Raw genomic sequence first — 12,969 nt, 5'->3', positions numbered from 1 at the left:
GCCGGACGAACACGGCTGCACGTCGACCACGGCCTCGGGGCGGTCCTGCGCTGCGCCGTCGCCTGTTGCCGGGCGCGGAGGTGGCGGGCGATCCTCACTCATGGCGTCGAGTCCGTCGTACGAGCAGTCGAAGCAGGTCGCCGAGGCCAGCCGCGAGACGGAGTGGACCAAGCCGTCGTTCGGCAAGGAGCTCTTCCTCGGCAGGTTCCGCCTGGACCTGATCCACCCGCAGCCCGAGCTCGATCAGGCCCAGGTCAGGAAGGGGGAGGCATTCCTCGAGCGCCTCCGCGTCTTCCTCACGGAGCGCGTCGACCGGCAGCGGATCGAGCGCGAGGCGAAGATCCCCGCAGACGTCATCCGGGGCCTCGCGGACCTCGGCGCCCTCGGCATGAAGATCCCCGAGGAGTACGGCGGGCTGGGGCTGAGTCAGGTCCACTACAACAAGGCGCTCGCCATGGCGGGCACGTGGCACTCGTCGATCTCGACCTTGCTGTCCGCGCACCAGTCGATCGGCCTCCCCGAGCCGCTCCGTCTGTTCGGCTCGGAGGAGCAGAAGCGCGAGTGGCTGCCCAAGCTCGCCGACGACCACGTCTCGGCGTTCCTGCTCACCGAGCCGGACGTCGGCTCCGACCCAGCGCGCATGAGCACGACCGCGATCCCGACCGAGGACGGCACGGGTTACCGGATCAGCGGGACGAAGTTGTGGGCGACCAACGGCGCGATCGCCGACGTGGTGGTGGTCATGGCCGTCGTCCCGACGTCGGACGGCCACCCGGGCGGCATCACCGCCTTCATCTGCCCGTACCACCGGGAGGGCATCACCGTCGAACACCGCAACGAGTTCATGGGGCTCAGGGGCATCGAGAACTCGGTGACGCGCTTCGACGACGTCTTCGTCCCGAACTCGGACGTCGTCGGCGGCGAGGGCAAGGGCCTGCGGATCGCGCTCACCACGCTCAACACCGGCCGCCTGTCGCTACCGGCGTTCTGCCTGTCGGCGGTCAAGTACTCGCTGAAGATCGCACGCGAGTGGGCGGCCGAGCGCACGCAGTGGGGCAAGCCCATCGGCGAGCACGACGCGATCGCGCAGAAGCTCGCCTGGCTGACGGGCACCGCCTTCGGCCTCGAGGCGGTGCTCGACGTGTCGAGTCGCCTGGCCGACGACAAGCGCAACGACATCCGCATCGAGGCCGCGCTCGCGAAGCTCTACGGGTCGGAGCTCGGCTGGATCGCCGTCGACGAGATGGTCCAGATCCGCGGCGGCCGCGCCTACGAGACCGCCGAGTCCCTCGCCCGACGCGGCGAGAAACCGGTGCCGGCCGAGCAGATGCTGCGCGACATGCGCATCAACCGCATCTTCGAGGGCTCGACGGAGATCATGCACCTGCTGATCGCTCGGGAGGCAGTCGACCAGCACCTGAAGGTCGCGGGCGACGTGGTGTTCGGCGACTCCGGCCCGGCCGGCAGGGCGAGGGCCGCCGCGAGGGCCGGCGTGTTCTACGCCTCGTGGTTCCCGACGCTGATGACGGGCGCCGGCCAGCGTCCAGGCTCCTTCTCCGAGTTCGGGACCCTGGCCGGACACCTGCGCTACGTCGAGCGCCACTCGCGCAAGCTCGCGCGGTCGACCTTCTACGCGATGGGCCGCTACCAGGCGCGCCTCGAGCAGAAGGGCCACCTGCTCGGCCGGATCGTCGACATCGGCGCAGAGCTCTACGCCATGGCGTGCGCGTGCGTCTACGCGGACACCATCGCGCGCGGGGACCCCCGACGCAGGCAGGAGGCCTTCGAGCTGGCCGACCTGTTCTGCGGCCAGGCCCGGCGTCGGGCCGACCGGCTGTTCACGGAGCTGTGGGCCAACGACGACTCGGCGCAGTACGAGGTGGCCCAGCAGGTGCTGAGCGGCCGCTACGGGTGGTTCGAGCAGGACGTCCTCGACCCGGCGGGCGATGGCCCGATGATGCCGCTGCACAGACAACCGGCCGCCGAGCAGTTCGAGGACGAGCGGGTCGGGACCACGCCGGAGGTGGAGACCGCGGCCGCGCAGTAGCGGAGTCCCACGCCTGAGCGGTGAGCCCCGGGGCGTCGGCGCTCGTTCTCCGCTCGCCGACAGAGTCAGGAGCCGACGGCCACGGTCCCTCGGCCGCACGCCGTCCGGCCCGAGACGCGTACCAGGACCACGCCGGACGCCGTCGTCCGCGCCCCGGCCGTGCCGCTCGGTCCCGGCGATGCCGGACGAGCGGCACGGCTCCCGGTCAGGCGGTTGCGGGCACCAGTTCGTAGTCGGTGAGATCGAGTTCGGCGGTGCGTGCCCGGTAGTCCTCGACGCTGCCGGACCAGTTGTTCGTGATGCGGCCGTCCGGCGTCTTGTACCAGCTGTTGCAGTTCCCGGCGAAGGAGCTGTTCCGGAGCTCGTCCTGCAACTGCGCGTTGTAGTGCTCGAGCACCTCGGGCTTCAGGTCCAGTGCGGCGCCCTTCTGCTGGGCGGCCTGCACGGCCTTGAGCACGTAGTCGAACTGGCACTCGAGCATCGCGATGATCGAGTTGTGGCCGAGGTTGGTGTTCGGGCCGTACAGGATGAAGAGGTTGGGGAACCCGGACACGGTCATCCCAAGGTAGGCCTCCGGAGCCTCCCGCCACGCATCCCGGAGTGAGACGCCCCCGCCGCGTCGCGGCGGCCAGCTCTTCGGGGAGCGGCCGATGATCTCGACGTGTCCGATGAACGACAGCGTCTCGAAACCGGTGGCGTAGATGATCACGTCCATCTCGTGCAGCCGGCCGTCGGCCGTCCGGACCCCGGCGGCCTCGATGCGGTCGATCCGCTCGGTGACCAGGTCGACGTTGTCGCGCATGAGCGCCGGGTAGAAGGTGTCGGCGATCAGCAGCCGCTTGCAGCCGATCGGGTACTTCGGCCAGAGCTTCTCGCGCAGCTCGGGGTCGGGGACCTGGGACTCCAGGTGTTCCCGGGCGAGCCGGGTGAACTCCTGGGCGACCGGGTTGTCCTCGAGCTTCATGGCGCCGATCCAGCCCTCGTGCTCCCAGTAGAACCCGTCGCGGCTCTCCCGCAGCTTGTCCGGGTCCTCGAGGAACATCCGCCGCTCCTCCTCGGTGTACGGGCGGTCCAGCCGGGGGACGCAGTAGTTCGGCGTCCGCTGGAACACCGACAGGTGCCCGGCCACCTCGGCGACCTCGGGGATGAACTGGACGGCGCTGGCACCGTTGCCGATGCTGGCCACCCGCTTGCCCGTCAGGTCGACGTCGTGCCGCCACCTCGCCGAGTGCCACGAGATGCCGTCGAAGTGTTCCCGGCCCTCGATGCCCTTGAAGCTGGGCCGGTTGAGCTGCCCCCACGCCGCCACGAACGCCCGCGCCCGCACCTGCTCCCCGGTGAGGGTGGTGATGAGCCAGTGCCCGCTGTCCTCCAGCCACACCGCCTCGGTCACCTCGGCGTTCAGCCGGATGTGGTGGTTGAGGCCACGCCGGGCGACCAGCCGCTCGATGTTGGCCTGGATCTCCGGCTGCAGGGCGAAGACCCGGCTCCAGTCCGGCTGCTCGTCGAAGGAGAACCAGTACAGGTGCGACTGCACGTCGCAGCTGGCGCCGGGATAGCTGTTGTCCCGCCAGGTGCCGCCGACGCGGTCCTCCTTCTCCAGGATGACGAAGGACTCCTCGCCGGCCATCTTCAGCTTCATGCCCATGCCCAGCCCGGCCAGGCCGGCTCCCAGGATGGCGACCTCGTAGACCTCGGTGTCCATGGGTTCCCCTTCTGTGTCGTACTCGTGCGGAGCGGGTCCACTGTCGGATGGGTGCCCTCGCTCTCGGCGGTGGGCGTCTGCACCGCCGGACGGGGCGGCGGTCAGTCCTCGAGGGGGTGCTCGGTGAGGAAGTCGCTGACGACGCCCGCCAGGTCCTCCGGCCGTTCCAGGTGCAGGCAGTGGCTCGAGCCGGGCCCGGTGAGCAGTTCGTACCGAGCGCCGGGGATCCGGTCGGCCACCGCCTCGGCCTGCCACGGTGGGGTGAGCAGGTCCTGCTCACCCACGACGACCAGGGTGGGCGCGGTGATGCCGCCGAGCCGGTCGAGCGTGTCGTGTGCCAGGTCCGCGTCCCACTGCTCCGTCGTGACCGCCATCTGCTCCTCGTCCTGCGGGAAGAAGGGCGCCATCGGTTCCAGGAGCTGCGGGAAGTCGGGGCGGTCGAGGATCTGCGGTGAGAAGGCGAGGCCGGCGACCGTCAGCGCTGCCTCCATGTCGCGGGTCGCGTAGGGGTGCCGCAGCGCGGTGAAGATGCTGCGCTGGAAGCCGTCGCAGCGGCCCCACGTGGCGTAGAGGACGGCTGTGGCGACCTGCTGCGGGTGGGCGAGCGCCATCTCCTGGGCCACCGCCGAGCCGAGCGACCAGCCGAGGACGTGCGCCTCCGGCACCTCCAGGGCCTCCAGCAGGGCCGACGCGTCCTCGGCCATGGACGCTGCGGTGACGGGTCCCTCGCCGCGTTCGCTGCCGCCGAGCCCTCGGTTGTCGAAGGCGATGACCCGGAACCGCTCGGCGAGGCGCGGGACCTGCTCCGCCCACAGCCCGATCGCCCCCGACGTCCCCATGACCATCAGGAGCGGCTCCCCCTCCCCGGTGGTCTCGTAGTGCAGGCCGACACCGGTACGGACCTGGGTGAGGGGCATGCCATGACCATGCCCCTCTCTCCCCGGCCGGGGCTTGAAGCCCCGGGTGGCCCGGTTTGAAGGAACGTGCGGGGGACGGGCCGCACGTCGGCTGTCCGACGGAGCAGCGGATCGGCGACTGTCGTGACCCGCGTCACCGGACCTACTCTCTGAGCAGGTCGTCGGCGTCGATGCCGGGGCGGACCCGGAGGCCCACCATGGCGCAGCAGTTGATAGCCCCCGACCAGCTGCCGGCCTGGGTGCCCGGACGGCTGACCGTCCACAACCCCGACGTCGGGTGGGACGGGTTGTCGGTCCGCGGGTACCGCTACGGGCCGTCGGACGTCGCCGTTCCGCCACTGCGCGACTACACGATCGTCGCCTACCGGCGGGGCACCACCCCGATGCGCCGGTGCGTCCACGCGCGCTGGGCGGCCGAGGACCTGCGCCCGGGCGACGTCTCGCTGCTCACCCGCGCCGCCGAGTCCCACTGGGTGTGGCCCCGGGACATCGAGGTCGTGCACGTCTACCTGACGCACGCCGAGCTGGCCGCGACGTGTCGCCAGATGTACGAGCGGGACGTGGACGACATCGAGCTGCACGACACCGTCAAGGCCGGCGACCCGGCGATCCACCGCACCGTCATGCAGATCGCCCAGGAGGCCGCGCAGGGCGCCGCCGGGAGCAAGCTGATGGTCGACTCGCTGTCCTGCCAGCTCGCCGTGCAGCTCCTGCGGAACCACGCGCACGTCCTCTTCCGGGGATCCGGCGGCTCCGACGGGCTCACCTTCGCGCAGGACCGGGAGGTCCGCGACTACATCCACGACCACCTGGCCGAGACCATCTCCCTGGACGACCTCGCCGCCGTCGCCGGACTGAGCCGCTTCCACTTCACCCGCAAGTTCCGCACGACGATCGGCACGACGCCTCACGCATTCGTCCTGCAGCAGCGCGTGGAGCGCGCCCGCACGCTGCTGGAACGCACCGGCACCTCCCTGCTCGACATCGCAGCGAACTGCGGTTTCGCCGACCAGCCGCACCTGACCCGCGAGTTCAAGAAGCGGATCGGCGTCACGCCGGGCCGGTACCGGAGCCGACAGCGGTGACGGCTCGTGCGGGAGTGCCAGCGGGCGAGTGGTGCGCAGAACGGGTCGAGGGGCGTGCACGGCCCGAGTGGTGACCCACCACGGCGGCCGGGGAGGGCGGCGGGTCCTCCACGCGCACCACGAGTGCGACGCCGTCAGGACCGGCTCGCTGCCAGCGCGGCCAGGTGCTGCGCCTTGTCCGCCTCGGGCAGGAAGCTCGCGCGGAAGCTGTTCTCGGCCAGCCGGCGCCGATGCGCGGGGGTGAGTCCCAGGGCGCGCGAGGTGGCGACGACGTTGTCGTGGAGGTAGCCGCCGAAGTAGGCGGGGTCGTCGGAGTTCACCGTGGCGACCAGGCCCTCGTCGAGCATCCGGCGCAGTGGGTGCTCGACGAGCCGGTGGACGCAGCGCAGGGCCACGTTCGACAGCGGGCACACGGTCAGCGGCACCTGTTCCTCGCGCAGCCGGGCCACCAGCGCGTCGTCCTCCAGGCTGCGGATGCCGTGGTCGATCCGCTCCACCCCGAGCCTGTCCAGCGCCGACCGGACGTAGCCGGGCGGCCCCTCCTCACCGGCGTGCGCCACGCGGCGCAGGCCCTCGTCGGCGGCACGGGCGAAGACCCGCTCGAACAGCTCGGGTGGCCGGCCGAGTTCCGCGCTGTCGAGCCCGACGCCGATCACCAGGTCGCGGTACGGCAGCAGCCGCGGCAGCAGCTCCTCGGCCTCGGCCGGATCGCGGTCGCGGAGGAAGCAGGCGATCAGTCGAGCGGTGATCCCGTGCCGCTCCTCGCTTCCGCGGAACGCCTCGTCCAGGCCTTCCACGACGGCCTCGAGCGGGATCCCGCGGGCCAGGTGTGCCTGCGGGTCGAAGAACACCTCGGCGTGCCGCACCCCCTGCGCCGCCGCCCGGGCCAGGTAGGCCTCAGCGAGGTCGGTGTAGTCCTGCGGCTGCCGGAGCACGGCGGAGAGCTCGTAGTACAGGTCCAGGAAGGACTGCAGGTCGCGGAAGTCGTAGGCGCGCCGCAGCTCGTCCAGGCCGGCGAAGCGCAGCGGCACGCGGTTGCGGGCGGCCAGGGACAACGCCAGCTCGGGCTCCAGCGTGCCCTCGATGTGCACGTGCAGCTCGGCGGTGGGCAGCGGCGCCGGGTCGGCCACCGCGTCCGGCCTGCTCGACGGCGCCATGGTCGGGAACGTAGCGGGACGGGACCCGTCGCACCACGGTCGCCGTCTGCCCGGATGCCGGTCCGGCCGCCGATCCGACCCCAGTGCCGGCTACCGGTGGCCTCGGCACCCGTGCCCGGCCCGGGCGGCAGCTCACCGGCCCCGGCCGGTGAGCCGGCGGGCCGCAGCGGTCACCCCGGCCGGGGACTGCGCGTGTCGACCCCGGCGCGCGCGGCCGTCCTCCAGCGTGGCGGCGCCGGGTGCCGCGCGGATCAGCCGCTGATCCGCTTGTAGACGTCGGGCGGGGCCGCGCCGCCGGCGACGATCGCCGCGGACCACTCGTCGAGCCGCCGGGTGAGCGTGGGCAGCTCGGGGCCGATCGCGTCCAGGACCGGCGCGAGGGCGGCCTCGGTCTGCTGCTCGATGCCGTCGCGCAGCCGCCTCCCCCGCTCGGTGAGCGCCCCGTCGGCGACCAGCCCGCGCCGCACGAGGTCGGCGTCCGCCTCGGCCATCGCCTCGGCCGACCAACCGCGGGTGCCCGCGTACTCGGTGTGCGTCCAGCCGACCCAGTACTCGGTCATCAGGTTCATCTGCACGCCGGTGAGGTCCGCGGCGACGTTGGCGGCCAGGTGGACGTCCCCCCGGTACTCGCGCAGCATCACCGCGGCGTGCCAGAGCTGGCCGAGGGGGTCGTCCGGCCAGGGCAGCGACACGAGGCCGGCGAAGAGCGGGCGGCCGACCAGGTGCTGCGCGGCGACGTCGGTGCCGCGGCGCAGTGCGGCGACCGCGTCCGTCACGTCGGCGTCCGGGAGCAGTGCGCGCAGCGACTCCACCGCCCCCTGTTCACGTGCGGCGAGCACGGCGTCGCGGGTGGCCTTGCTGCGCGCCTCCTCGTAGAGCCCGGTGATGAGCCCCGGCTCGAAGACACCGAAGGCCGCCACGACCACCGGAGCGGTCGGCTCGCCCATCGGCGCGGCTCGCGCCCAGACGTAGCCGGTGAGGAAGTCCAGCCCCAGGGCGGACAGCCGCTCGTTGAGCTGCCGGCCCCAGATGCTGATGGTCGCGATCGGCTCCGCGGCGTCGCGCAGCCTGCGGGCAGGGGTGTCGGGGACCCCGGCAGGATGCCGTTCGGAGTCGGGGGGAGCGAGGAAGACCTGCTGCGCCTGGGCAAAGTCCACGCCTGGATGGTGCCCCGTCCAGCAGGGCCCGACCATGCGTTCGGCGCCGCGCTCGCCGCCCGGGCTGCCGGTCAGGCGATGCGGCGCACGCGATCGACCGACAGCCCGCTGTCGTCGAGCAGTTCGGGGACCCGGGCGGCGAAGTCGCGGAGGTGCGGCGCGTCCAGGTGGGTGTCCAGGTCGGTGTCGGACTCCCAGTTCTCGTAGAAGAGGAAGCGGTCGGGGTCCACGATGCTCTGGTGCAGGTCGTAGGCGACGTGCCCCTGCTCCCTGCTGGTGGTCTCGACCAGCGCCTCCAGCGCCGCTCGCAGCTCGTCCCGCTTGCCCAGGGCCGCACGCATGTGGGCGATGACGGTGAGCAGGTCGCGCCGATCGTCAGTGGGAGTGGGCACGGGTCACCTCCGGGGGATCCGGTAGCCGCTGGCAGGGCGAGAGGTGGTCGACCTCAGGGCCGGGACGCCGACGCCGCAGGCCGGGACGCTGACGCCGCAGGCCGGGACGGGGCAGCACCGCTGCTGCCGTGGGGCCAACGGGTCGCGGGGCTAGATTGCGGCCGTGACTGCTGCTGGGAGCGTGGCCGACGGCGTCCCCGCGCACGACGTGGCCCACCGGATGGCCGAGGCGGCCGGCGCCTGGTTGGACGGCCTGGACGCCGAGCAGCGACGGATCGCGGTCGGAGCGGCGCCGGGGGACGACCCCTCGGACGCCGAGCGCCGGCGCTGGTTCTACACCCCCACCGACCACGGCGGCCTGACGTTCCACGCCCAGCAGCCGGCCCAGCAGCGGGCGGCGATGGGGCTGGTCGCCACGGGGTTGTCCACGCCCGGCTACGTCACGGTGGCGACGATCATCGGCTTGGAGAACGTGCTCGACCAGGTCGAGGGCTTCGTCACCCGGTTCGACCGGGAGCGCGGCCGCGATCCCGGCCTGTACTACCTGCGCGTCTTCGGCGAGCCGGGCGGCAGCGGGGTGTGGGGGTGGCGGTTCGGCGGGCACCACGTCTCGCTGAACAACCTGGTCGTGGACGGCGCGCTCGTGTCGACGACGCCGTGCTTCCTCGGTGCCGACCCCGCCACGTCGCCGCTGCTCGGCGGTGCGGTCAACCGGCCGCTGGCCCGCGTCGAGGACCTCGCGCGGGACCTGGTCCGCTCGTTGCCACCGGAGCTCGCGGCCCGTGCCGTACTGCTGCCGAAGGCGCCTCCGGACCTGGTCACCGCCAACCGCACCGTCGTGTCCCCGGGGGACCGGGTCGTCCCGCTCGCCGGCATCTGGCGGGACGAGCGGTTCCCGGACGCCGGCGAGCAGGCCGAGCTGCAGGCGCTCAGCGATGCGATCGACGAGGCCGCCGGCTACGAGGACGCCGACCACGCGGCCCTGGAGTACACCGCCGAGCCGCGGGGCGTGCCGGCGTCCGAGCTGGACGCCGAGCAGCGCGGGATGCTGCGGGCAGTCCTGGGGACCTACCTCGAGCGCGTGCCGCCGGAGGTGTCCCCGGTGCGTCGCTACGACGACGAGACCGCGCTCGACGCCGTCCACGTCGCCTGGGCCGGTCCGACGACCCCCGGGGCGCCGCACTACTACCGCCTGCAGGGACCGCGCCTGCTGGTCGAGTGGGACAACACGCAGCGCGGCGCCAACCACGCGCACTCCGTGTGGCGCGACCCCGGCTCCGACTTCGGCCTCGACGTGCTCGCCCGGCACCGCGCGGCGCACCACGGCTGACCCGACCTGCCCGTGGCGCGTCCCGGCCCGGCGGTGCGCTCGAGCGGCCGCGGCGGGGGTCCCGACGAGGCTCCCGGCGACCGTGCGGGCCCCGGCCGGCCCGCCGACACTGATGACCCGACGGCTGCCGAACACGGTGGGGGTGCCATGACCGAGGGGGTGTGGCTGGAGGCGGCGCTGAACGGTCCGTGGACCCGGCAGCGGCAGCCGGGGATCCCGGTGACCCGGGCGGAGATCGTCGAGCAGGCGGTCGCCTGCGCGGACGCCGGAGCGGCGATTGTCCACCTGCACGCCTACGACGAGGGCTCCGGCCGTCCGAGCGAGGCGTACGACCTCTACGCACCGGTCTTCGAGGCGGTCCGCAGCCGCCGCGACGTCATCTGCTACCCCACCGTGCCGATGGGCCCGCGCCCGTCGCAGGGACCGGCCGAGGCGCGGGCGCGCTACGAGGTGGTGGAGCGGTTGGGCCGTGCCGGCGTGATCGAGTGGAGCGTCGTGGACCCCGGGTCGGTCACCCTGGCGACCTTCGCGGAGCTGCGCGACGGCGAGGACGGTTTCCTCTACGCCAACTCGGCCTCGGACGTGCGCACCGGGCTGGAGCTGTGCGGCGAGCACGGCCTGGTGCCCAGCTACGCCATCTACGAGCCGGGCTTCCTGCGCACCGGCGCGGCTCTGCGTGCCGCCGTCCCCGGCTCGCCGCGCCCGGTCTACCGGTTCATGTTCTCGACGGCGTTCACCTTCGGCCTGCCGCCCACCGGGTGGGCGCTGGACAGCTACCTGCGCCTGCTGGACGCGTCGGATCCCGGGGCATCCTGGATGATCGCCGGTCTCGGCGTTGAGCTCGACGGGCTCCGGGACGTCGCCATGGCGCTCGGCGGCCACCTGCGCGTGGGGCTGGAGGATGCACCGCTCGGCTGCACCAGGACGAATGCGGAGCTGGTCGCCGAGGCCTGCCGCGCCGTGCAGCAGGCGGGCCGGCCGCTCGCCACCGCCTCGGAGGTCCGCCGGGCCACGTCCGGGGCAGCGCGGGCCTGACGAGAGGGGTGCACCGACGATGACGACCATCGCCATGGGGCTGACCGTCCCGGAGGATCCGGCGACCCCGGGGACCATCGACACCGCGCAGTCGGAGGACGTGGCATGAGCAGGTGGCACGCGCAGCAGTGGACGGTGGTCGAGGCGATCGAGCGCCCGCCGGCTGAGGCGGTCACGGCCCTGGCGGCGTTCGCCACCACCCAGATCGCCGACTGCGGTGGGCCGGTGGGGGTGGTCGGGCCCGGGCTCGGCCGGATCGCCGGGGGAGCGGAGTTCTGCGGCCCCGCGGTCACGGTCTGGACCAAGCCGGGGGACATCCTCTTCGTGCTCAAGATGCCCGACCTGACCCAGCCCGGGGACGTGGTCGCCGTCGACGGTGGGGGCAGGGCGGACGCCGCCGTCCTCGGCGACATCGTCGCGGGAGCCCTCGCCAGGAGAGGCGTCGTGGGTGTCGTGGTCGACGGGGCGGTGCGCGACGTCGAGGGGATCGACGAGGTCGGCCTCCCGACGTTCGCGCGCAGCACCCATCCCGCCACAGGGTCCAACGAGGGGCCGGGGGCCATCAACGTCCCGGTGCAGGTCGGTGGGGTCGTGGTGCACCCCGGTGACGTGGTCCGCGGGGACGCCAGCGGTGTCGTCGTCGTCCCGCGGGAACACCTCGACACCGTGATCGCCATGACCCGCGCGGTCGAGCAGCGGGAGGTCGCATGGCGGCAGGCCGTGGCGGACGGCGTCAGCATCGCGACGGCGACCGGGGCGGACGCCGTCATCGCTGAGCGGGGCGACGCAGCCGCGACTCCGCTCCCGTGAGCACGCACCGCGACCGCGCTTCCCGTCCGCCGGCACGTGCACCCCGCCGGGGGAGAGCTGCCGACCGCTCCGCGGCCCTGCTCCAGGAGTGATCCGAGGACCGCAGGGCCACGGGGTGGCCGCGGGCGCTGCCGCGCCCGTCCTCGTCGAAGCGGAGGCCAGCACGTCGCCGCCGCGCAGCCCCTCACGAAGGTCGGTCGAACACCGCGAAGCACTTGTTGGAGTTGAAGACGTCCGTCTCGACGAAGGTGGACCAGCTCGGCGTGCAGCCCAGCTCGGCCATCGCCCCGAGCAGGCAGAACCAGTTGAGCATCTCGTGCTGGCCGGCGGCGACGACGTCCTCGGTGGTGACCTCGAGCCAGGATCCGTAGTCGCCGGCTGCCAGTGCGGTGTAGAGCCTCCGGTCGGCGGCCGTGTCCGGGCGCAGGTGCCAGGCTTCGTCCACGAGGAAGGCGTGCGACCAGCTCGACGACGCCACGAGTGCCACTCGATGCGGCCCGTCGCGCAGCGCGGCGGCCAGTGCACCACCGAGCGCGTAGCAGCGGGCTGGACTGGGACCCGGCGGGTCGAGTCGCTCGCCCGCGATGTCGGCACAGCGGACCCTGCCGCCCTTGCGGGCGATCACGTGCCGGCCGTAGCAGTTCACCGCGATCGGCACCACGGGATAGGGGAACCGGGTGCCGGCGTGCTCGTAGTCGAGGAAGAGCTGGGTGTTGACGAAGGCGTGCGGGAACGGGGCGTCGGCCGGCTTGCGGTAGGCGTAGGCCACGTCGAAGCCGGTCTCGAGCAGGGCCGTGGCGATCTCGCGGCCGATGTCGGGCGCGCCGCGCACGGTGAAGGTCAGATCGCCGGGGAGACCCCAGGCGTTGGGCTTGCCGCGGGCGGCCGACCTGGCCAGCGGCCGGACCTCCAGGTCGTCGTAGGCCAGCACGCAGAACGCCGGGACGAGCTCCTCCCGGAAGATCTCGTACTGGTCGTCGCCCCAGACCACCACGACGTCCGGGGCGAACGCGTCCAGCGCGGCCCGACAGCGGGCGAGACCCGCGCACAGCGCGGCGCGGTGCCGGGCCGCCGCGGCCGTGCCTCCGTCGTCGCCCCACTCGGTGCGCATCAACTCCGGCCACGACGTCGGCTCCTTGTGCTCGGCCGGGATGTCGGGATCGGACAACGTCCACCGCAGGACGTCGGCCATGTCCTCGTCGGTCCCGATCAGCGGCGGGTAGTGCGTCAGGCCGATGCCCAGGATGTCTCCCACGGCGAGTTCTCCTGTTCGATCCGAGGGTCTGTGTGCGCCGCCTGTTCGCCAGGCGACGCGAGAGGTGGCTCAGGAGTGC

11 protein-coding genes are annotated in these 12,969 nt (G+C 72.9%); 5 read left to right on the top strand and 6 right to left on the bottom strand.

The annotated features are described in order from the left end of the window. The first annotated feature begins 100 nt into the window (after positions 1-100). Positions 101-2,047 (top strand): acyl-CoA dehydrogenase family protein, encoded by a 1,947-nt coding sequence (locus tag ACI79G_RS04455; RefSeq protein WP_456879933.1) that lies wholly within the window; start codon positions 101-103, stop codon positions 2,045-2,047. A 205-nt stretch (positions 2,048-2,252) separates the two neighbouring features. Here the strand turns inward: ACI79G_RS04455 and ACI79G_RS04450 are convergent, their stop codons facing one another. Both ACI79G_RS04450 and ACI79G_RS04445 read right to left on the bottom strand, forming a co-directional pair. After that, entirely contained in the window at positions 2,253-3,752 is a 1,500-nt protein-coding gene (locus tag ACI79G_RS04450) for a flavin-containing monooxygenase (protein WP_456879932.1), read from the bottom strand. A 101-nt stretch (positions 3,753-3,853) separates the two neighbouring features. After that, positions 3,854-4,669 (bottom strand): alpha/beta fold hydrolase, encoded by an 816-nt coding sequence (locus tag ACI79G_RS04445; RefSeq protein WP_456879931.1) that lies wholly within the window; start codon positions 4,667-4,669, stop codon positions 3,854-3,856. Between the two features lie 197 nt (positions 4,670-4,866). On the opposite strand from ACI79G_RS04445, the gene ACI79G_RS04440 reads away from it, so the two are divergent. Further along, a complete protein-coding gene (locus tag ACI79G_RS04440; RefSeq protein WP_456879930.1) occupies positions 4,867-5,754 on the top strand; it encodes a helix-turn-helix domain-containing protein in 888 nt (295 codons plus the stop codon). A 134-nt stretch (positions 5,755-5,888) separates the two neighbouring features. On the opposite strand, the gene ACI79G_RS04435 is transcribed toward ACI79G_RS04440, so the two are convergent. From ACI79G_RS04435 to ACI79G_RS04425, 3 genes are all read right to left on the bottom strand, one after another. Continuing rightward, positions 5,889-6,911, bottom strand: a complete 1,023-nt coding sequence (locus tag ACI79G_RS04435; RefSeq protein ID WP_456879929.1) for an adenosine deaminase — start codon at positions 6,909-6,911, stop codon at positions 5,889-5,891. Between the two features lie 251 nt (positions 6,912-7,162). Further along, positions 7,163-8,068 carry an SCO6745 family protein gene (locus ACI79G_RS04430; RefSeq protein ID WP_456879928.1) on the bottom strand — a complete coding sequence of 302 codons (906 nt, stop codon included), beginning with the start codon at positions 8,066-8,068 and terminating at the stop codon, positions 7,163-7,165. Positions 8,069-8,139: 71 nt separating this feature from the next. Further along, on the bottom strand, positions 8,140-8,460 hold the full coding sequence (locus tag ACI79G_RS04425; RefSeq protein ID WP_456879927.1) for a putative quinol monooxygenase: 321 nt from the start codon (positions 8,458-8,460) through the stop codon (positions 8,140-8,142). 163 nt (positions 8,461-8,623) lie between these two features. On the opposite strand from ACI79G_RS04425, the gene ACI79G_RS04420 reads away from it, so the two are divergent. The 3 genes from ACI79G_RS04420 (at position 8,624) to ACI79G_RS04410 (ending at position 11,635) form a co-directional block, all read left to right on the top strand. After that, positions 8,624-9,790 carry a DUF3500 domain-containing protein gene (locus tag ACI79G_RS04420; RefSeq protein ID WP_456879926.1) on the top strand — a complete coding sequence of 389 codons (1,167 nt, stop codon included), beginning with the start codon at positions 8,624-8,626 and terminating at the stop codon, positions 9,788-9,790. 147 nt (positions 9,791-9,937) lie between these two features. Then, positions 9,938-10,825, top strand: a complete 888-nt coding sequence (locus ACI79G_RS04415) for a 3-keto-5-aminohexanoate cleavage protein (protein WP_456879925.1) — start codon at positions 9,938-9,940, stop codon at positions 10,823-10,825. Positions 10,826-10,930: 105 nt separating this feature from the next. Beyond that, the gene (locus ACI79G_RS04410) at positions 10,931-11,635 is read left to right on the top strand and encodes an RraA family protein (RefSeq protein ID WP_456879924.1); all 705 of its coding nucleotides are present in this window, start codon (positions 10,931-10,933) and stop codon (positions 11,633-11,635) included. 184 nt (positions 11,636-11,819) lie between these two features. On the opposite strand, the gene ACI79G_RS04405 is transcribed toward ACI79G_RS04410, so the two are convergent. Next, a complete protein-coding gene (locus ACI79G_RS04405) occupies positions 11,820-12,890 on the bottom strand; it encodes a DODA-type extradiol aromatic ring-opening family dioxygenase (RefSeq protein ID WP_456879923.1) in 1,071 nt (356 codons plus the stop codon). Positions 12,891-12,969 lie beyond the last annotated feature (79 nt).

Source organism: Geodermatophilus sp. SYSU D00779 (assembly GCF_054050595.1).
The sequence above is the reverse complement of the archived record's forward strand: the minus strand, read 5'-3'. Positions and strand labels throughout refer to the sequence as shown.